We start from the raw sequence: 18,240 nt of genomic DNA, 5'->3' as shown, positions 1-18,240 counted from the left end.
CCATCAGAAGTCGAAGTTGATCATCTTCTTCATCACCATGATGCCGACCGACATCCAGACGACGCAGCCGACCAGCATGAGCTGGCCGGTGGGATGAGTCCAAAGCAGCGAGATGTATTGCGGCGTCGTGAGGTAGACGAGAAACATCACGATAGGCGGCAGCGAGCCGATGATGCCGGCCGAGGCCTTGGCCTCCATCGACATCGCCTGGATCTTCTCTTTCATCTTCTTGCGGTCGCGCAGCACCCTGGAGAGGTTGCCGAGCGCTTCGGAGAGGTTGCCGCCCGATTTCTGCTGGATCGAGATGACGATACCGAAAAAATTGGCCTCGGGCAGCGGCATGCGATCGTAGAGTCGCGTGCAGGCCTCGCCGAGCGGCATGCCGATCGCCTGCGTCTCGATGATCTGGAGGAATTCGCTGCGCAGCGGTTCGGGCGCGTCGGCGGCGACGACCTTGATCGATTCGAACAGCGGCAGGCCCGCCTTGATGCCGCGGACGATGACGTCGACAGCGTCGGGCAACGCCGCCAGGAACTTGTTTTCGCGGCGCTTCTTCAGGAAGCCCAGCGCCCAGCGCGGCAGGCCGAAGCCGCCGGCAAAGGCAAGGCCGCCGGCGCCGAGCAGGCCGCCGCCGACGAACAAGGCGACTGCGAACAGCACGCCCGCCACGACGGCGGACACGATCCAGAATTTCTGCGGCGCCCAGTCGAGGCCGGCCTGCGACAGGCGAACACTGAGCGGTACGCTCTTCTCCTGCTGGCGCCGTGCCTCGAGATCCTTGAGCGAGGTCTCGACCTGCTCGCGGCGCGAGCGCTGCGTCTTCTCGGCCTGGCGGGTCGTGGGCGCCTCCGCGCGCGAGATCGAGGCGCGGCGGCTCTCCGCCTTCCGTTCCCCGGACAGCATGGGATAGAGGAAGACCCAGGCGAGGCCGCCGACGGTGGCGGTGGCGAGGAAGGCGAGGGCAAGGACTTGCATGTTCATGGCTGTGCTGACCTGCTCACGTCGTCGGCGCCACTTCCGCGGCGTCGAGCGCCGCGGCAAGGCGCTTCTCTTCGCCGTAATAGCGGGCGCGCTCCCAGAATTTCGGGCGGCCGATCCCGGTCGAGCGGTGCCGGCCGATGATCTTGCCGTTGGCATCCTCGCCGACCATGTCGTAGAGGAAGACGTCCTGGGTGATGATGGTGTCGCCTTCCATGCCCATCACCTCGGTGATGTGGGTGATGCGGCGCGAGCCGTCGCGCAGGCGCGCGGCTTGGACGATGACGTCGATCGAGGCGCAGATCATCTCGCGGATGGTGCGCGAAGGCAGGGAGAAGCCGCCCATCGTGATCATGGATTCGCAGCGCGACAGCGCCTCGCGCGGATTGTTGGCGTGCAGGGTGCCCATCGAGCCGTCATGGCCGGTGTTCATGGCCTGGAGCAGGTCGAAAGCCTCGGGTCCGCGGACCTCGCCGACGATGATGCGCTCGGGACGCATACGCAGGCAGTTGCGCACGAGTTCGCGCATGGTGACCTGGCCCTCGCCCTCGATGTTGGGCGGGCGGGTTTCCAGCCGCACCACATGAGGCTGCTGGAGCTGGAGCTCGGCGGCGTCTTCGCAGGTGATGACGCGCTCGTCGTGCTCGATATAGTTGGTCAGGCAGTTGAGCAGCGTGGTCTTGCCGGAGCCCGTACCGCCGGAGATCAGCACATTACAGCGGACACGGCCGATGATCTGCAGGATTTCGGCGCCTTCCGGCGAGATCGCGCCGAACTTGACGAGCTGGTCGAGCGTCAGCTTGTCCTTCTTGAATTTTCGGATGGTGAGCGTGGGCCCGTCGATCGACAGCGGGGGCACGATGGCGTTGACGCGGGAGCCGTCGGCGAGGCGCGCGTCGCAGATCGGCGAGGATTCGTCGACGCGCCGGCCGACCTGGCTGACGATGCGCTGGCAGATATTGAGCAGCTGCTGGTTGTCTCGGAAGCGGATGCCGGTGCGCTGGATCTTGCCGTTGACTTCGATGTAGACGGTGTTGGCGCCGTTGACCATGATGTCGGCGATGTCGTCGCGCGACAACAGCGGCTCGAGCGGGCCGTAACCGAGAACGTCGTTGCAGATGTCGTCGAGCAGCTCTTCCTGCTCGGCGATCGACATCACGATGTTCTTGATCGCGATGATCTCGTTGACGATGTCGCGAATTTCCTCGCGCGCGGATTCGGAGTCCAGCTTGGCGAGCTGTGCCAGATCGATGGCTTCGATCAGCGCGCCGAAGATCGTCGCTTTGACCTCGTAGTAATTGTCCGAGCGGCGGGATTCGATGGTCGGCGCAGGCTTTGCCGGAGCAAGCGGCGGCGAGGCGACCGCCGGCGGGGGCGGCGCGCGCGACACCGCGGGCGCCGGAGCCTGTGCTGGCTCTGGCGACACGGCGCCGGGCTTGGGAGCCCGAGTATCGGTGTCTGTTCCGCTACGCTTACCGAACACTTAACGACTCCATGCGGCGGCTTATTTTCCGCGCAACTTATCAATCAGGGGTGAAAGCAAGGACGACTTTTGTTTCTTCGTCTCGCTGCGGCCGGTCAGGCGCTGGGCAATCTGAAGGAACATCTCGATCGACTTGTGGTTGGCGGAGATCTCCGCGATCATCTGGCCGTTGTTCGCCGCCGAGCCGAAGATCTGCGGCTCGAACGGGATCGAGACCACCGGCTGGCTCTCGATCGCCTTGGCGAACTCCGCGGCAGCGATTTCGGGCCGTTTCGGCACGCCGACCTGGTTCAGGCAGTACAACGGCGGCCGGTCGTTGGGGCGCGCGGCCTTCAGCAGATCGAACAGGTTCTTGGTGTTGCGCAAATTGGCGAGATCAGGCGCCGCCACGATCAGGATGTCGTCCGCCCCGATCAAAGCGCGCTTGGTCCAGCCCGACCATTGGTGCGGAACGTCGAGCACGATGCAGGGCATGGTGGAGCGCAGCGTGTCGAACACGGAATCGAAGGCGTCGACGCCGAAATCATAGACCCGGTCGAGCGTCGCCGGCGCCGCCAGCAGGCTGAGGTGGTCGGTGCATTTCGATAGCAGGCGGTCGATGAAGGCGGTGTCGACGCGATCGGGGGAGAACACGGCGTCGGCAATGCCCTGCGGCGGGTCCTGGTTGTAGTCGAGCCCGGCGGTGCCGAAAGCGAGGTCGAGGTCGGCGACGACCGAATCCATCGCGAGATCGCGCGCGATCGCCCAGGCGACGTTGTGGGAGATGGTCGAAGCGCCGACGCCGCCCTTGGCCCCGACCACGGCGATGATGCGGCCGACCGCCTTGGCTTCCGGAGCCGAGAACAGGTTGCAGATCGAGCGCACGACGTCGATCGCGCCGACCGGGGCCAGCACGTAGTCGCTGACGCCGCGGCGCACCAACTCGCGGTAGAGCGTGACATCGTTGATGCGGCCGATCACGACCACGCGGGTGCCGGCGTCGCAGACGGTTGCGAGATGGTCGAGCCCGCCCAGGAGGTCGTTGCGGCCGTCGCTCTCGATCACGATCACGTTCGGCGTGGGCGCCGAGCGGTAGGCCTCGATCGCAGCCGCCATACCGCCCATCTGGATCTTCAGATGGGCCTTGCCGAGACGGCGATCCTCGCCGGCCGACTGCACGGCGGCAGCCGTTTCCACGCTCTCGCAGAAAGCCTGGACCGAGACGCGCGGCGCGGGCGCAATATGCTCCTCGACCGGCGGGAGAGATGCCTCAGGCTGCTCTTCTTGGGACTGGCGAGCGTAGCTGATCATCTGCCGGTGTCGCTGAGTTTGGCCCTGTCGGCCTCAGGATAGGTGATCCCCGTCGACATTCCCTTACGATACTTCTCGAATGCGGCGGTGCGCCGCGCCGTGTAGACCGGCGTTTCGGGCCGCGGCTGCTCGAGATCCGACGGATTGTCGACCATCGCCGCGAGGTTGCGCTGATAAGCGCAGCCGTAATTGTAATAGTCCTTGTTCTCGAACCAGCTCTTGTTCTTCATCGAAGGGCCGATGTCCTCGGGCCACAGACCGCAGGGACCCGCGACCGCGGCGATCTTGGAATAGGTGAGCCGGATCGGCGGCAGGAAGCGCTTGTCTTCCGGCTGATAAGTGCGCGCGCTGACGCCGCGCGGCGGAACGCCCGCCGCCGACAGCATCGCCTGGATTTCACGCATCGTGTCCGCGACCGGACGCGCATTGGGCGTGCCGGACGGCACGTCGATCCGGATCGCCCCGGTGCCTTCGTGCAGCCAGGCCGATGCAACGCCCATCACGTCGGCGCGCTGGGCGGCGGTCAATCCGCCGCGGGCATGGCCGACGAAGACGACGATGGAGCGGTTCTGCTCCTCGATCGCGATCGGATGGCGCTGCTTGTAGTCGTCGGGAATCGAGGCCGTCGCCGCTTCGTCGTGCTGGCAGCCGCCAAGGGCGAGCGCCATGCCGACGAGCGCGCCACCGAGGCGGATGGCGCGTCTGCGAATCTGGGGTGGTCTTGTGATCTTCATGAAGTCCCCGTTCCGCCTCAGTCGGTGATGAAGCCGTAGGTGCCGCGGTAGTTCTTGGCCGGTTCGGTCCGGCCGGGCACACCGTAGATGCGGTTGATGTTGCCGAGCAGCTCGGCCTGCGGATCCGCAGGCGCGGAGAAGCCATCATCCGGCCGCGAGAGGTCCTTTTGCGCAACGGCCCGAACGATATAGGGCGTTACGATCACGACCAGCTCGGTCGTGTTGTTGACGAAGTCGCGGCTGCGGAACAGCGTGCCGAGAATCGGGAGCTGCATCAGGCCCGGCAGTCCGCTGACCGCCTGCTTGGTCTGCTGCTGGATCAGGCCGGCCATCGCCATCGCGCCGCCGGAGGGAATTTCCAGCGACGTCTCGGCGCGGCGGGTCTTGATCGAGGGCACCGTCAGCGAGTTCACCGAAGTCGAGGTCACGGCCTGGGACAGCGTGATCGCATTTTCGTTTGAGAGCTCCGAGACCTCGGTCATCACCCGCAGGCTGATCTTGCCCTCGGTCAGGACGACGGGGGTGAAGTTGAGCGAGATGCCGAACTTCTTGAAGCTGATCTGGGTGGTACAGACGTGCGTGGTGGGGTCGCAAGCATAGCCCGCGGGCACCGGGAATTCGCCGCCGGCTATGAACGTTGCCGATTCACCGGAGATCGCGGTCAGGTTCGGCTCGGCCAGCGTGCGGATCACGCCCGCGGTTTCCATCGCACGCAGGGTGGCCTGCACCGACGGGGTCGCGCCGAATTTCGTCGTCAGGTTGTTGCCGTCGACGAGGTTGCGGCCGAGAGCCGTGAACGGATTGGAATTGCTGAAGCTGACGACCGAGGTGCCGTAGTTGAGGTTGGCGGTGAGGTCGATGCCGAGCTGCTTGACGATGCTGCGCGCGACTTCGGCGACCGTCACCTTGAGCATGACCTGGTCGCGGCCGCGGACCACGATCGAGTTCACGACCTTGTCGGAGCTGCCGGCGAGGCGCGAGGCGAGATCGTTGGCCTGCTGGGCTTCGGCCGGGTTGGCGGCCGTGCCGGTCAGGATGATGCCGTCGCCCAGCCCGTCGATCTGGATGTCTGAATTGGGGAGGATTTGCTTCAGAGCGGCCCGCGCGCCGTTGAGGTCGCGCTTGACCGCGATGTCATAGGCCGCGATCTGCTGACCGGCGGAATCGAAGAACACGATGTTGGTCTGGCCGACCGTGGCGCCGATGATGTAGGCGCGCTGAGCCGAGCGGACGACCGCATTGGCGATCTTGGGATCAGCGACCAGCACGTCCTTGATATCGCGCGGAAGGTCGATGACGATGGACTTGCCGACGCCGAGCGAGAGAAAGCGCGCGTTCATCTGACCGTCGGCCGCGGCCTGCGCCACAGGGCGATAGTCGGCGGCGACCACGGGTGTCAGCACCGGGTTGAGCGCGAGCGCGACGGCAGCCGAAAACGACAGGGCGCGGACCATCGAGGTTCGCATCGTCGTCAACTCCGCCCTGCATTTCATATCGTCAGTCCTCATCGTGGCTTCGCCGTCGAGCTTGGGATGCCGTAGCGAATGATCGAGACACCGTCGCGCTTCTGCGCGGATTCATCGAGCGTGATCTCGCTCAGCTTGACATCGACTATGCTGCGCAGCGCCAGCGACAGCGTGCCACTCTGGCGCGCGGCGGAGAGCGTCGCGGTCTGCCCGGGATTGAGCTCGAGGGTGACGGTCTTGCCGACCACCGCGTTCTGGCCGTCCTTCTCCCTCGGCGCCTGATCGATGGCCAGGACGCGAATATTGGCCAGGATGATCTCGGACGTGACGATGTCCTGGGCGCCGGGACTCTGGTCGGGGTTCTTGAGGCGGCGCGTCAGAAGCACGTCGACGCGGTCGTTGGGCAGGATGAACCCGCCTGCGCCGGTCTCCGGCGAGATTTCGGTCGAGATCGCCCGCATGCCGGTCGGCAGGATCGCCGCCATAAAGCCGGAGCCTTCGGCCTTGACCAGCTTCTGGTCGCGCATCGGCTCCCCCTGGATGAAGGGGGCGCGCGCGATCGAGCCGGTGACCTGGGTCACGCCCTCGGGGCGCTCGTTGCGGCGGATGAAAGTGGCGCTGGCGGTGGCAGACGGCCAGGTCTGCCATTGCACGTCTTCCGGTTTCACGGTCTGGCCGAGGCCGATATCGTTCTTAGCGACCAGGACGTCGACGGTCGGAAGCTGCGCGACCGGAGCCGCCGGAGGCGGCGCAGAGTCCGATCCGCTCGCCAGGTACGCGGCGACGCCGCCGGCGCAGATGGCGGCCGTCAGGACGACTATGCGTGCCCTATTCATACGCTTCACTTTCCACAAAACGCCGCGACGCTGCCGCCGCCGTAATCGGCAGTTGACCAGCTATTCGTCAAAGCATGGTTAATGAGGCGTATCTAAATCGCCTTAACGCCGGGTTTACCCCGTGCGTTCAGCGCAGTGCGAGGTGGGCGAGGTCGATCGCCTTCACCCATTCGGTCTCCGGATAGACCATCAGTGCGCCGATCGTGAGCGCGATGCCGTACGGGATACCGCTCTCCTTGTCGTGCAGCCGTGCCAGCCAGGCCTGGCCAGCCAGCCCGTATGGCAACGGCCATTGCCGGAACTGGAGCAGGAGCAGCGTCAGCGCTCCGCCGAACAGCGAAGCGTAGAGCAGGAAATTCATCAATTGCGCGAAGCCGAACCAGAGCGCGACCGAAGCCGCGACCTTGGCGTCGCCGCCGCCCATCCAGCCCATTGCGAAGCAGGCAAAGGCCACGACCAGGACCAGCGCGCCGGCGCCGACATGGCTCAGCATCTCGTAAGGTGCCATGCCACCGGCGACAGCGAGCGCGAAGAAACCCGCGACCAGCGCCAGCGAGACGCGATTCGAAATCGTCATCGTGAAGAGATCGCTCGCGGCGGCAAACGCCATCAGGGCCGGGAAGAGCAGAAGGCGCGCAAGGTCAAGGATCATGGGTTGCGTCTTGAGGCCTGGATTTGCCGCGGAGCTGGCGTCGCCGGATGCTAGCCGGCAGTGCTAAACAAACCGACAACGGCGGCAGCGGCCTCGAGAGAGGCGGAACCGCCGAAAGCGTGATTACCAGAGGCTGGCAATGCGTGCTGCGAGCGCGGCCGTCGCAAGCAGGAGCGCAAGGCAGACCCAATACGCCGGCGAGCTGGCCTGCGCCGCCTCCACGTCGTCCGCCGCGACTGCGGCATCGGTTCTGTACTTGCGCAACGCCACCGGAACTCGCCGTCTTCAAAAAACAAAGGCCCCGGAGGTCCGGGGCTTTTGCCGTCGTTCGACCGGCCTTACTTGAGGCTGGTCTGGATCGAGGTGAACTTGGTGTTCAGCGTGCCGCCGAGCTGGTTGACGACGGTGATGATCGCCAGCGCGATGCCGGCGGCGATCAGGCCGTATTCAATGGCGGTGGCGCCGGATTCATCCTTCGCGAAACGCGCAATCAGGTTCTTCATGAACAAAACTCCATCTGGGGTGGGATCGCCTCGTTCGGCGCTGTGCTTGACGCAATGACCATGAGAGCCGAGCTCTTTCGGGAGAGTTAACTCGACCGGGCAAACCCGCTTCGCGCTGGCCAGAGTGAATTTCGCCTTAAGGCGGCATCCGCGATTCACTCCGGTTCCGGATGTGCTGCAAGCACAGTGCCGGCTTCACCGTCCCTTAAATTTAGCGGAGTAGGCCTAGGCGGGACCCGAAATTCGCAAGAGAGGCGACGATGTCGAGCCTGCCCATGGAAGTCGCCCTGATGCTCGGCGAGACCATCGCGAAGGTGGTTCCCACGACCTTCGCGCTCGCGGTGGTCTTCACTGCGCTCGAGCATTTCTGGGCCTGCAATGCCGGCGTGCCGTGGTGGCGCAAGCGGGAGATCGTCACCGACATCTGCTATTGGTTCTTCGTTCCGGTGTTCGCGCGCATCATGCGGATCGGACTTATGATCGTTGGCGCGAGCCTCCTCTTCAACATCCATGATGCCGACGAGCTCATCGCCTTCTACGACAATGGCCACGGTCCGCTGTCGCTATTGCCGCTCTGGGTCCAGGCCGTACTGTTCCTGGTCCTGTCCGATTTCATGCTGTACTGGCTGCACCGGCTGTTCCATGGTGGCGGCTTCTGGAAGTACCACGCGATCCATCACTCCTCGGAGGAGATAAGCTGGATCTCGGCGGCCCGCTTTCATCCCGTCAATCTCGTGCTCGGCACGATCGCGGTCGACGTCGTGCTGCTGATGGCCGGCATTTCGCCGAACGTCATGATCTGGCTCGGCCCGTTCACCACCTTCCATTCGGCCTTCGTGCACGCCAACCTGAACTGGACCTTCGGGCCGTTCAGATATTTGCTGGCGACGCCGGTGTTCCACCGCTGGCACCACACCTCGCTCGCAGAGGGCGGCGACACCAATTTTGCCGGCACGTTCCCGATCTGGGACGTGCTGTTCGGTACCTTCCGCATGCCCGAGGGAGAACTACCGCAGGACTACGGCAAGGACGAAGCCACCATGCCGAAGGAGATCGGAGGGCAGCTTGCCTATCCGTTCCGCCGCTAAGGTCCTCGAAGGCCGCAAAACGCCAGTCCGTTCAAACAATAGTCGGCGAATTTGCGGAACGTTCACGAATTGAGGGCAGGTTAGCGGGGTCGGGCACCGGCTCGGCTGTATCTGATCGCTTCTGCCGGTTTGTGACGTCCCGGGGGTAAGAGTATGCGTAAACAAGTGCTGCGCGGCCATGCGCGCGTCTGTCTTCTCGTTGCGGCCGCGGTGCTGGCATCGCCGGCCGCCGGCCTTGCCGAGCCGACTGCCGATACCATCGCCGTCAATGTCGATCAGGCCAAGCTGGTGCGCCTGCCCGGCAAGGTGGCGACCATCGTGGTCGGCAATCCCATGATCGCCGACGTCACGCTCCAGCCCGGCGGCATGATCGTCGTGACCGGAAAAGGCTATGGCGCCACCAATTTCATCGCGCTCGACCGGGGCGGCGAGATCCTGGTCGACCGCCAGATCCAGGTCGAAGGTCCGAGCGACCGGCTCGTCACCGTCTATCGCGGGATCGAGCGCGAGTCCTATAGCTGCGCGCCGCTTTGCCAGCGCCGCGTGACGCTCGGCGACAGCGATGCCTACTTCAACAACACGATGAACCAGGCCGGTTCGCTGAGCAGCACGGCCAGCGGCAGTGCCGGCGCAGGCGCCAAAACCAACTAACAAGACCAACTGGCAAACCAATGGCGGGTCTGCCCGGGAAGGACCGTCTGGTCCCGCTCCGGCAGCCGCGCGTGCGCGGGCTGAGTTCTTCTCGTCGTGCCTCGGGACGTTCGTGGTTAGCGCACCCTTAACGGTGCGGGCCGTCGGGTGCGGATCGCTTGAAACACTTAAACAATCAGTTTCCGCTACTGAATGGGGCAGATGATCGCCTCTGCTGGGGAATTTGATGCCATCGCCTGCACCTAAGAGGTTCACGCTCCTCGCCGCGCTACGCCGGTTTCGCGGCAGCCGCCGCGGCTCCGCGGCCGTCGAATTCGCGCTGGTCGCACCGATCTTCTTCGGGCTGCTGTTCGCCATCATCGAGACGGCGCTGATGTTCTTCGCGAGCCAGGTGCTCGAGACCATCACCCAGAATTCCGCGCGCGTGTTGCTGACCGGGCAGGCGCAATCCGGTTCGGTGACCGCCTGCGCGGTGTCTGGTGTGAGCACGCCCTGCTCGCAAGCGACGTTCAAGACTTACGTCTGTAGCCAGATCCCGGCGCTCTTTGATTGCAGCAAGCTCTACGTCGACGTCGTGAGCACGAACTCCTTCGGAGCGCTAAGCCTCGTCAACTACGGCGATTCCTGCAGCTTCAACCCAACCGGCGTACAGTACGGTGCCGGGACCGCCGGCCAGGTCGTCGTGGTGCGGCTGTTCTATCAGTGGCCGCTCTTCGTCACCGGCCTCGGCTTCAACATGGGGTGCAGCAACAAGCGGCTGCTGGTGGCGACCGCGGCCTTCAAGAATGAACCCTTCTGAGACAGATGGATCCGAGCGGACCGATGCAGGCGATTGTGAATATCTGGAGAAATGCCCGTAGCTCCGTGCGCGACTTCGTCGCCGACAAGCGCGCGCTCGCCGCGACCGAATTCGCGGTGATCGTGCCGCTGATGCTGGTGATGTTCTTCGGCACTGTCGAATTTTCCTCGGCCGTGGCAATCGATCGGAAAATCACGATGATTGCACGGACTCTGTCCGATTTGACCTCGCAATCGACGATGCTCGCCGATACCGACATGCAGGACACGTTCACTGCAAGCATATCGATCATCATGCCTTACGACGCCTCGCTCGTGAAAGGCGCGATCTCCCAGATCTATATCGACACCAACAGCATCGCCACGGTGCAGTGGAGCAAGGGCGGCACCATTGCGAGCGGCGCGACGCAGGCGACGCTGACGGTCTCGGCCCGGACGGCTGGTGACAAGGTCACCTCGATGATTCCCGCGCCGCTCCTGATTCCGTCGACCTACCTCATCCTCAGCGAGGCGAGCTATGCCTACAAGCCTTCGGTGGGCTACGTGTTGAAGTCGAGCATAACGCTGAGCGATGTCTCCTACACGCGGCCGCGCCAGGTCACCTGTGTTCCTTACAACAATGTACCGTCGTCCTGCTGAAATCTGCGAGCAGGTCCTGCAATGAAAAAAGGCCGGGCATGCGCCCGGCCTTTTCTTTTGACTTGTTCGCTCGAGCCGATCGGGGCCGTAAGCGGTAGGCTCAGCCGGCGGAGCGGAGGTTGTCCGCTGCCGACTTGCCGGAACGGCGGTCGGCCACGATCTCGTAGGAGATCTTCTGGCCTTCGTTCAGCGTGCCGAGGCCAGCGCGCTCGACGGCGCTGATGTGGACGAACACGTCCTGGCCGCCGTCGTCGGGCTGAATGAAGCCGAAGCCTTTGGTCGCGTTAAACCACTTCACGGTTCCCATGCTCATGGGGGTAGTCCCTTCTCAGATAATACAATGTCAAAGCCCGCTCGCGCAGGCAGGTTAGATCGAATTTTGGAAGGGTCGTCAGCTTGTCTGAACCGGCTGTACCGGTGGATGCTAATGTCGTCCGGCCGAAAATCGATTAATTCATTTTATTGGAAACAGGGCCTCAAAACAATCCTGACGCGCGCGATTTTTTGATCCGCCGTGGTGTTCACGGCGGATCAGCATACAGGTCAGAATTTTTCGTCCGCGCTGGCGCGCCGAGCCCCGATCAGCGGCGGCGGAACTGGCCACCGCGCTGCCCTGGACGCGGGGGTCCGCCCATGCCGCTCGGGCGTTCGTCCTTGTGGCGGAAAATCAGCCGGCCCTTTTCGAGGTCGTAGGGCGACATCTCCACTGTCACGCGGTCGCCCGCCAGCGTCTTGATGCGGTTCTTCTTCATCTTGCCGGCGGTGTAGGCAACGATTTCGTGCCCGGCGTCGAGCTGCACGCGGTAGCGCGCGTCGGGGAGGATTTCGGTGACCAGTCCTTCGAACTGGATCAGCTCTTCCTTAGCCATGAATTTCTCCAGGTCGTGGACGGCTAGTGCGAATGGGGTTTGCGGTTCGGTTGGCCGTTCGGCCGACTCTCGCGGCGCAAAAAGGCCACGCCTTGTATCCCATCAGATGCCCTGGCGCTATGCGCGGAACGCTGTTCTGGGCGGCCGTTTGGCGAAGAATGCGCCTTTCCGCCGGAGTGGCCGCGACGAGGTCCCTTCGAAGCTTTCGGGCCAGTGCCAGGCCGTCCGTCAACATGCCTGGCGTCGCCATGCCGTCCCTCGCCCTGCTTGCCGGCACTGTGGTGACGCCCGTCGGCATGCCTTTCGTCGGCACGGCGTCCGTCGCCATGCCGTGCACCTTGCGGACGCTGGCCCGGGCGGCCGGGCCGGCCCTGTCGCTGCTGCGTCGGGGGAGGACCCGCATCGCGGCGGCCTGCGTCGGTGCGGAGGTCCTCCTTCGGCAGTGCCACTTTGATCAGCCGCTCGATGTCGCGGAGATAGCTGAGCTCCTCGCCGCCTGCGACCAGCGAGATCGCGGTGCCCTCGGCGCCGGCGCGCGCGGTGCGGCCGATGCGGTGCACATAGGTCTCGGGCACGTTGGGCAGGTCGAAATTGATGACGTGGGTGATGCCGTCGACATCGATGCCACGGGCGGCGATGTCGGTGGCGACCAGGGTGCGGATCTCGCCAGTGCGGAACTGGGCGAGCGTCCGCTCGCGATGGTTCTGCGACTTGTTGCCATGGATGGCGCTGGCGGGAATGCCGGCCTTCTCAAGCGTCTTCACGACCTTGTCGGCGCCGTGCTTGGTCCGGGTGAAAACCAATGCGCGGTTGACCGGCTCGTTCTTCAGCAGCTTGGCAAGGAACGCCGGCTTGGCCGAGAAGTCGACCTGGATGATGCGCTGCTGAATGCGCTCCACGGTCGAGGAGACCGGGGTCACCGCGACGCGGGCGGGATCGCGCAGCATGGAGTCAGCGAGCTCGGCGATGTCCTTCGGCATGGTGGCCGAGAAGAACAGCGTCTGCCGCTTGATCGGCAGCTTGGCGACGATTTTGCGGATGTCGTTGATGAAGCCCATGTCGAGCATGCGGTCGGCCTCGTCGAGCACGAGGAATTCGACGCTGCCGAGCTTCAGTCCGTTGCTCTGTACGAGGTCGAGCAGGCGGCCGGGAGTAGCGACCAGCACCTCGACACCCTGCATTAACGAGCGGACCTGACGGCCCATCGGCACGCCGCCGATGGCGAGCGTCGAGGACAGGCGGATGTGGCGGCCATAGGCGTTGAAGCTGTCGAGGATCTGGCCGGAGAGCTCGCGCGTGGGCGACAGCACCAGGACGCGGGTGGTCTTCGGCTGCGGCTTGATGCGGTTCTCGAGCAGGCGGTGCAGGATCGGCAACGCGAAGGATGCGGTCTTGCCGGTGCCGGTCTGGGCGATGCCGACGACGTCGCGGCCGGTCAGCGCGGTCGGAATCGTCTGGGCCTGGATGGGGGTGGGGGTGGCGTAGTTCTCTTCAGTGAGAGCACGAGCGATGGGTTCGGCGAGGCCGAAATCCTGAAACGAAGTCAAAAGAGGGGCTCTTTCCATGTCAAAAGCGGGCGGCCGGCGCATTCGGCGCGGCGCGCGCAAAAGGGTGTCGAGAAGGACACCTGCGTGTTTGGGGTGTCGGATGGCTTGATGGGATGGGGCAAGCCAGACGCCCGTAAGGGCTTAAGAACACGCGGCTCGCAACGGTCTCTTGATTCGCAAGAGGCCTCGGCTCCCATATGGAACATCGAGGCGGCGCTTTCAAGGCAATCCCGACACAAACGGGTATCGCGGTGCAGAAATAGTTATGCCGGAAATTTAGCCAGGGTGCACAATTTGCTCAGAAAATAACCTGCTTGCCGCTTTCGCATACATTTAAATTGCCTAACGTTTAGGCGAGGCAGCGGTGGCGAGACTTCGTTTTCTGTCGATTTATCAAATAAAATCAATGTGTTGATGGGTGTCCAATCCATGGCATGGTTCTTGCGAATCCGTTAATCGCAGGCGGCCGTGGGGCCGTTTCGCAGCGTCTTTTTCACGTCTGCGTCAGGGAGATGAGACACTCATGCTTAACAAATCCACTCACGATATAGCGGCATCATTTAGCCGCCGTGGCGTTCTCGCCGCGACTGCCGGACTGATGCTCGGTCTGGCTTCCATTTCCGGCGCAAAGGCCGCGGACGACACCATCAAGGTCGGCGTCCTTCACTCCCTCTCGGGCACCATGGCCATCAGCGAAACCACGCTGAAGGACACCATCCTCTTCCTGATCGACGAGCAGAACAAGAAGGGCGGCGTGAACGGCAAGAAGCTCGAAGCCGTCGTCGTCGATCCCGCTTCGGACTGGCCGCGGTTCGCCGAGAAGGCGCGCGAGCTGATCACCAAGGACAAGGTCGCCGTCGTGTTCGGCTGCTGGACCTCGGTGTCGCGCAAGTCGGTGCTGCCGGTGTTCAAGGAGCTCAACAGCATCCTGTTCTACCCCGTGCAGTACGAGGGCGAGGAGAGCGAGCGCAACGTGTTCTACACCGGTGCCGCACCGAACCAGCAGGCGATCCCCGCCGTCGACTATCTGATGAAGGACGAGAAGGTGAAGCGCTGGGTGCTCGCGGGCACCGACTACGTCTATCCGCGTACCACCAACAAGATCCTGGAAGCCTATCTGAAGTCCAAGGGTGTCGCCCAGGAAGACATCATGATCAACTACACGCCGTTCGGTCATTCCGACTGGCAGACGATCGTGGCCGACATCAAGAAGTTCGGTTCGGCCGGCAAGAAGACCGCCGTGGTCTCGACCATCAACGGTGACGCCAACGTTCCCTTCTACAAGGAGCTCGGCAACCAGGGCATCAAGGCCAAGGACATCCCGGTGGTCGCGTTCTCGGTGGGTGAGGAAGAACTCGCCGGCATCGACGCCAAGCCGCTGGTTGGCCATCTCGCCGCATGGAACTACTTCCAGTCGATCAAGTCGCCGGAGAACGAGAAGTTCATCAAGGCTTGGCAGGCCTACACCAAGAACCCGAAGCGCGTGACCAACGATCCGATGGAAGCGCACGTCATCGGCTTCGACATGTGGGTCAAGGCGGTCGAGAAGGTGAAGTCGACCGATGCGGACAAGGTGATCGACGCTCTCCCGGGCATCGAAGCCAAGAACCTGACCGGCGGCACCTCCAAGATGCTGCCGAACCACCACATCACCAAGCCGGTGTTCATCGGCGAAATCAAGGCCAATGGCCAGTTCGACGTGGTGTGGAAGACCCCGGGTCTCGTTGCCGGCGATGCCTGGTCGAAGGAACTGGAAGGCTCGAAGGACCTGGTCGGCGACTGGGTCGGCAAAAAGTGCGGCAACTTCAACACCAAGACCAACAAGTGCCTCGGTTCGGGCTCCTGATCCAGAGCTGACGCTCTACTGCACGACCGGAGAAGGCGGCTATCCCGCCGCCTTCTCCACCATTTCTGCCGGGGTCATTCACAGTGCCAGCCAATTTGTCCGCCCGTCTCTGTTCGCTCCTGCTCTCGTTGTTTTTGATCGCGTTCGCACTGCCGGCCTTCGCCGGTCCGTTCGAGGATGCGGTCGCCAAATTCGCCAACGATGATTATTCCGACACGGAAGAGGCGATCGGCGTGGTTGCGAGCAGCGGCAACGCGCTGGCTTTTCCGATCATCAGCGCCCTTCAGGACGGCCGGCTCATGGCCGATCCGGACAGCAAGAAGGTTTACGTCACCGGCGCCGACGGCAAGTCGATCGACGCCGCGACCGGCCAGGCGGTGGCCAGCGTTCCCGACAGCGCGAGCGCGGTCCGCCTCAACAACCGCCTGCGCCGCGGCGTCGACGCCGCGGTCGGTGCCCTGACGCTGATGTCGCCGGATGTCACGACCCGCATCCAGGCCGCGCAGTCCGTCTTCAAGTCGCACGAAGAATCGGCGCTCGACGCCGTCAACACCGCTCTGTCGAAGGAAACCAACAAGTCTGCCAAGGCGGCGCTCGGCGACGCGCGTGCGGCGATCCTGCTGTTTAAATCTGACGCCACCGAGGTCGAGAAGTTGGAGGCCGTCGCCACCATCAAGGCGCACGGTGATCAGGAAGCGCTGGCGATGCTCACGGGCATCGGCAGTGATCAGCCGGCGTCCGTGACCACGGCCGCCGCAAGCGCCATTGCTTCGATCCAGAGCTCGCTCGCGATCTGGTCCACCGTGCAGAATGCCTGGTACGGCCTCTCGCTCGGCTCGGTGCTGCTGCTCGCCGCGATCGGGCTCGCCATCACCTTCGGCGTGATGGGCGTCATCAACATGGCCCATGGCGAGATGGTGATGATCGGGGCCTACGTCACCTTCGTGGTGCAAGAGGTGATCCGCACCCGTTATCCCGCCCTGTTCGACTATTCGCTGTTGATCGCAGTGCCGCTCGCCTTCGTCGTCGCCGGCGCCCTCGGCGTCCTGATCGAGCGCAGCATTATCCGCTTCCTCTACGGCCGTCCGCTGGAGACGCTGCTGGCGACCTGGGGCCTGTCGCTGGTGCTCCAGCAGGCGGTGCGCACCATGTTCGGTCCGACCAACCGCGAGGTCGGCAATCCCTCCTGGATGAGCGGCGCGTTCGAGCTCGGCCACATCACCATCACCTATAACCGGCTCTGGATCCTCGTCTTCACGCTCGCCGTCTTTGCGATCCTGCTCGCGATGTTGCGCTACACGGCGCTCGGGCTCGAGATGCGCGCGGTGACGCAGAACCGGCGCATGGCGGCATCGATGGGCATCGCGACCTCGCGCGTCGACGCGCTGACCTTCGGCCTTGGTTCGGGCATTGCCGGCATCGCCGGCGTGGCGCTGTCGCAGATCGACAATGTCAGCCCCAATCTCGGCCAGAGCTACATCATCGACAGCTTCATGGTCGTGGTGTTCGGCGGCGTCGGCAATCTTTGGGGCACGCTGGTCGGCGCCTTCACGCTCGGCATCGCCAACAAGTTCCTGGAGCCGGTCGCCGGCGCCGTGCTCGGCAAGATCGCCATCCTCGTTCTCATCATCCTGTTCATTCAAAAGCGGCCGCGCGGCCTGTTCGCGCTCAAGGGCCGTGCGGTGGAAGCATGACCCCTCACATGCTGACGCGATCGCTGGACCGCGGCGCGACGATCTTCCTTGCCGTCGTCGCGGCCTGCGGCATCCTCATCCCGCTTTCCAACCTGCTGCTGCCCGCGGGCTCGTTCCTGCAGGTGCCGACCTATCTCGTCGCGCTCTGGGGCAAATATGTCTGCTACGCAATTCTCGCGCTTTCGGTCGACCTGATCTGGGGTTATTGCGGGATCCTCTCGCTCGGCCACGGCGCATTCTTCGCGCTCGGGGGCTACGCCATGGGCATGTATCTGATGCGCCAGATCGGCGCCCGCGGCGTCTATGGCAACCCGATACTGCCGGACTTCATGGTGTTCCTTAACTATTCGAAGCTACCCTGGTACTGGTACGGCTTCGACATGTTCTGGTTTGCGGCGCTGATGGTGCTGGTCGTGCCCGGCCTGCTCGCCTTCTGCTTCGGATGGCTCGCCTTCCGCTCCCGCGTTACCGGTGTCTATCTGTCGATCATCACGCAGGCGATGACGTACGCGCTGCTTCTCGCTTTCTTCCGCAACGATTTCGGCTTCGGCGGCAACAACGGCCTGACCGACTTCAAGGACATTCTGGGCTTCAACGTCCAGGCCGGGGGCACCCGTGCCGCGCTGTTCGCGCTGAGCTGTCTTGCGCTGATCGCGAGCTTCCTGATCTGCCGTTCCATCGTGTCCTCCAAGCTCGGCAAGGTGCTGATCGCAATCCGTGACGCGGAATCGCGTAGCCGGTTCCTCGGGTACCGCGTCGAATCCTACAAGCTGTTCGTGTTCACGCTCTCGGCTTGCATGGCCGGCGTCGCCGGCGCGCTTTATGTGCCGCAGGTCGGTATCATCAACCCGAGCGAATTCGCGCCGGGAAATTCGATCGAGGCCGTGATCTGGGTTGCGGTCGGTGGCCGCGGCACGCTGGTCGGCGCCGCGCTTGGCGCCGTCGTCGTCAACTACGCAAAAACGGTCTTCACCTCGGGCGTGCTCGCGCCGTATTGGCTGTTCATGCTGGGCGCGATGTTCATCCTGGTGACGCTGTTGCTTCCCAAGGGCATCGTTGGCACTTTCAACGCATGGTGGGACTTGTGGAAGGAAAAGCGTGGCGCCGCGACCGCGGCGAGCGCCGCCGCCAAAGACGGCATCACCGAACCGAAGATGGCGGAGTAG

The 18,240-nt window shown here is 63.8% G+C and carries 19 protein-coding genes; 7 read left to right on the top strand and 12 right to left on the bottom strand.

All coding sequences use genetic code 11. The annotated features are described in order from the left end of the window. Positions 1-3: 3 nt before the first annotated feature. From IVB31_RS06780 to IVB31_RS06740, 9 genes are all read right to left on the bottom strand, one after another. Positions 4-981, bottom strand: a complete 978-nt coding sequence (locus tag IVB31_RS06780) for a type II secretion system F family protein (RefSeq protein ID WP_247320127.1) — start codon at positions 979-981, stop codon at positions 4-6. A 16-nt stretch (positions 982-997) separates the two neighbouring features. Further along, the gene (locus IVB31_RS06775) at positions 998-2,461 is read right to left on the bottom strand and encodes a CpaF family protein (RefSeq protein WP_247320125.1); all 1,464 of its coding nucleotides are present in this window, start codon (positions 2,459-2,461) and stop codon (positions 998-1,000) included. 21 nt (positions 2,462-2,482) lie between these two features. Further along, positions 2,483-3,751 carry an AAA family ATPase gene (locus IVB31_RS06770; protein WP_247320113.1) on the bottom strand — a complete coding sequence of 423 codons (1,269 nt, stop codon included), beginning with the start codon at positions 3,749-3,751 and terminating at the stop codon, positions 2,483-2,485. Then, entirely contained in the window at positions 3,748-4,485 is a 738-nt protein-coding gene (locus IVB31_RS06765; protein ID WP_247320111.1) for a CpaD family pilus assembly protein, read from the bottom strand. Before IVB31_RS06765 ends, IVB31_RS06770 begins: the two co-directional genes overlap by 4 nt. 17 nt (positions 4,486-4,502) lie before the next feature. Next, positions 4,503-5,978: a type II and III secretion system protein family protein gene (locus IVB31_RS06760; RefSeq protein WP_247320109.1), complete on the bottom strand. Its 1,476-nt coding sequence runs from the start codon at positions 5,976-5,978 to the stop codon at positions 4,503-4,505. Positions 5,979-5,989: 11 nt separating this feature from the next. Beyond that, positions 5,990-6,787, bottom strand: a complete 798-nt coding sequence (gene cpaB, locus IVB31_RS06755) for a Flp pilus assembly protein CpaB (protein WP_247320108.1) — start codon at positions 6,785-6,787, stop codon at positions 5,990-5,992. A gap of 127 nt (positions 6,788-6,914) precedes the next feature. Next, on the bottom strand, positions 6,915-7,439 hold the full coding sequence (locus IVB31_RS06750) for a prepilin peptidase (protein ID WP_247320106.1): 525 nt from the start codon (positions 7,437-7,439) through the stop codon (positions 6,915-6,917). 123 nt (positions 7,440-7,562) lie between these two features. Further along, positions 7,563-7,709 carry a hypothetical protein gene (locus tag IVB31_RS06745; RefSeq protein WP_247320103.1) on the bottom strand — a complete coding sequence of 49 codons (147 nt, stop codon included), beginning with the start codon at positions 7,707-7,709 and terminating at the stop codon, positions 7,563-7,565. Positions 7,710-7,777: 68 nt separating this feature from the next. After that, complete coding sequence (locus IVB31_RS06740) at positions 7,778-7,942, bottom strand: Flp family type IVb pilin (RefSeq protein WP_247320102.1); 165 nt, start codon at positions 7,940-7,942, stop codon at positions 7,778-7,780. Between the two features lie 260 nt (positions 7,943-8,202). Here IVB31_RS06740 and IVB31_RS06735 point away from each other — a divergent pair, with 260 nt between their 5' ends. The 4 genes from IVB31_RS06735 to IVB31_RS06720 all read left to right on the top strand — a co-directional run bounded on the left by IVB31_RS06735 (position 8,203) and on the right by IVB31_RS06720 (position 11,118). Further along, positions 8,203-9,030: a sterol desaturase family protein gene (locus tag IVB31_RS06735; RefSeq protein ID WP_247320100.1), complete on the top strand. Its 828-nt coding sequence runs from the start codon at positions 8,203-8,205 to the stop codon at positions 9,028-9,030. 153 nt (positions 9,031-9,183) lie between these two features. Further along, a complete protein-coding gene (locus tag IVB31_RS06730; protein WP_247320098.1) occupies positions 9,184-9,681 on the top strand; it encodes a pilus assembly protein N-terminal domain-containing protein in 498 nt (165 codons plus the stop codon). 226 nt (positions 9,682-9,907) lie between these two features. After that, positions 9,908-10,480 (top strand): TadE/TadG family type IV pilus assembly protein, encoded by a 573-nt coding sequence (locus tag IVB31_RS06725; protein ID WP_247320097.1) that lies wholly within the window; start codon positions 9,908-9,910, stop codon positions 10,478-10,480. A 23-nt stretch (positions 10,481-10,503) separates the two neighbouring features. Further along, on the top strand, positions 10,504-11,118 hold the full coding sequence (locus IVB31_RS06720; protein WP_247320095.1) for a TadE/TadG family type IV pilus assembly protein: 615 nt from the start codon (positions 10,504-10,506) through the stop codon (positions 11,116-11,118). A 100-nt stretch (positions 11,119-11,218) separates the two neighbouring features. On the opposite strand, the gene IVB31_RS06715 is transcribed toward IVB31_RS06720, so the two are convergent. The 3 genes from IVB31_RS06715 to IVB31_RS06705 form a co-directional block, all read right to left on the bottom strand. After that, positions 11,219-11,431 carry a cold-shock protein gene (locus IVB31_RS06715; RefSeq protein WP_247320093.1) on the bottom strand — a complete coding sequence of 71 codons (213 nt, stop codon included), beginning with the start codon at positions 11,429-11,431 and terminating at the stop codon, positions 11,219-11,221. Positions 11,432-11,699: 268 nt separating this feature from the next. Further along, positions 11,700-11,987 (bottom strand): translation initiation factor IF-1, encoded by a 288-nt coding sequence (gene infA, locus IVB31_RS06710; protein ID WP_007599789.1) that lies wholly within the window; start codon positions 11,985-11,987, stop codon positions 11,700-11,702. Positions 11,988-12,010: 23 nt separating this feature from the next. Next, entirely contained in the window at positions 12,011-13,576 is a 1,566-nt protein-coding gene (locus tag IVB31_RS06705) for a DEAD/DEAH box helicase (RefSeq protein ID WP_247320091.1), read from the bottom strand. A 481-nt stretch (positions 13,577-14,057) separates the two neighbouring features. Between IVB31_RS06705 and urtA the strand changes: the two genes are divergently transcribed. The 3 genes from urtA to urtC all read left to right on the top strand — a co-directional run bounded on the left by urtA (position 14,058) and on the right by urtC (position 18,240). Beyond that, positions 14,058-15,380: an urea ABC transporter substrate-binding protein gene (gene urtA / locus IVB31_RS06700; protein ID WP_247320089.1), complete on the top strand. Its 1,323-nt coding sequence runs from the start codon at positions 14,058-14,060 to the stop codon at positions 15,378-15,380. A gap of 83 nt (positions 15,381-15,463) precedes the next feature. Continuing rightward, positions 15,464-17,074 (top strand): urea ABC transporter permease subunit UrtB, encoded by a 1,611-nt coding sequence (urtB, locus tag IVB31_RS06695; protein WP_247320087.1) that lies wholly within the window; start codon positions 15,464-15,466, stop codon positions 17,072-17,074. After that, positions 17,071-18,240 carry an urea ABC transporter permease subunit UrtC gene (gene urtC, locus IVB31_RS06690; RefSeq protein WP_247320085.1) on the top strand — a complete coding sequence of 390 codons (1,170 nt, stop codon included), beginning with the start codon at positions 17,071-17,073 and terminating at the stop codon, positions 18,238-18,240. The genes urtB and urtC overlap by 4 nt, the downstream gene beginning before the upstream one ends.

Source organism: Bradyrhizobium sp. 21 (genome assembly GCF_023073335.1).
GTDB lineage: Bacteria > Pseudomonadota > Alphaproteobacteria > Rhizobiales > Xanthobacteraceae > Bradyrhizobium.
The sequence above is the reverse complement of the archived record's forward strand: the minus strand, read 5'-3'. Positions and strand labels throughout refer to the sequence as shown.

Coding starts and splice junctions, on each gene's coding strand:
- IVB31_RS06780 (WP_247320127.1), bottom strand. CDS start 981: ATGAACATGCAAGTCCTTGCCCTCGCCTTCCTCGCCACCGCCACCGTC.
- IVB31_RS06770 (WP_247320113.1), bottom strand. CDS start 3,751: ATGATCAGCTACGCTCGCCAGTCCCAAGAAGAGCAGCCTGAGGCATCT.
- IVB31_RS06765 (WP_247320111.1), bottom strand. CDS start 4,485: ATGAAGATCACAAGACCACCCCAGATTCGCAGACGCGCCATCCGCCTC.
- IVB31_RS06760 (WP_247320109.1), bottom strand. CDS start 5,978: ATGAAATGCAGGGCGGAGTTGACGACGATGCGAACCTCGATGGTCCGC.
- cpaB (WP_247320108.1), bottom strand. CDS start 6,787: ATGAATAGGGCACGCATAGTCGTCCTGACGGCCGCCATCTGCGCCGGC.
- IVB31_RS06750 (WP_247320106.1), bottom strand. CDS start 7,439: ATGATCCTTGACCTTGCGCGCCTTCTGCTCTTCCCGGCCCTGATGGCG.
- IVB31_RS06740 (WP_247320102.1), bottom strand. CDS start 7,942: ATGAAGAACCTGATTGCGCGTTTCGCGAAGGATGAATCCGGCGCCACC.
- IVB31_RS06735 (WP_247320100.1), top strand. CDS start 8,203: ATGTCGAGCCTGCCCATGGAAGTCGCCCTGATGCTCGGCGAGACCATC.
- IVB31_RS06730 (WP_247320098.1), top strand. CDS start 9,184: ATGCGTAAACAAGTGCTGCGCGGCCATGCGCGCGTCTGTCTTCTCGTT.
- IVB31_RS06725 (WP_247320097.1), top strand. CDS start 9,908: ATGCCATCGCCTGCACCTAAGAGGTTCACGCTCCTCGCCGCGCTACGC.
- IVB31_RS06720 (WP_247320095.1), top strand. CDS start 10,504: ATGCAGGCGATTGTGAATATCTGGAGAAATGCCCGTAGCTCCGTGCGC.
- IVB31_RS06715 (WP_247320093.1), bottom strand. CDS start 11,431: ATGAGCATGGGAACCGTGAAGTGGTTTAACGCGACCAAAGGCTTCGGC.
- infA (WP_007599789.1), bottom strand. CDS start 11,987: ATGGCTAAGGAAGAGCTGATCCAGTTCGAAGGACTGGTCACCGAAATC.
- IVB31_RS06705 (WP_247320091.1), bottom strand. CDS start 13,576: ATGCGCCGGCCGCCCGCTTTTGACATGGAAAGAGCCCCTCTTTTGACT.
- urtA (WP_247320089.1), top strand. CDS start 14,058: ATGCTTAACAAATCCACTCACGATATAGCGGCATCATTTAGCCGCCGT.
- urtC (WP_247320085.1), top strand. CDS start 17,071: ATGACCCCTCACATGCTGACGCGATCGCTGGACCGCGGCGCGACGATC.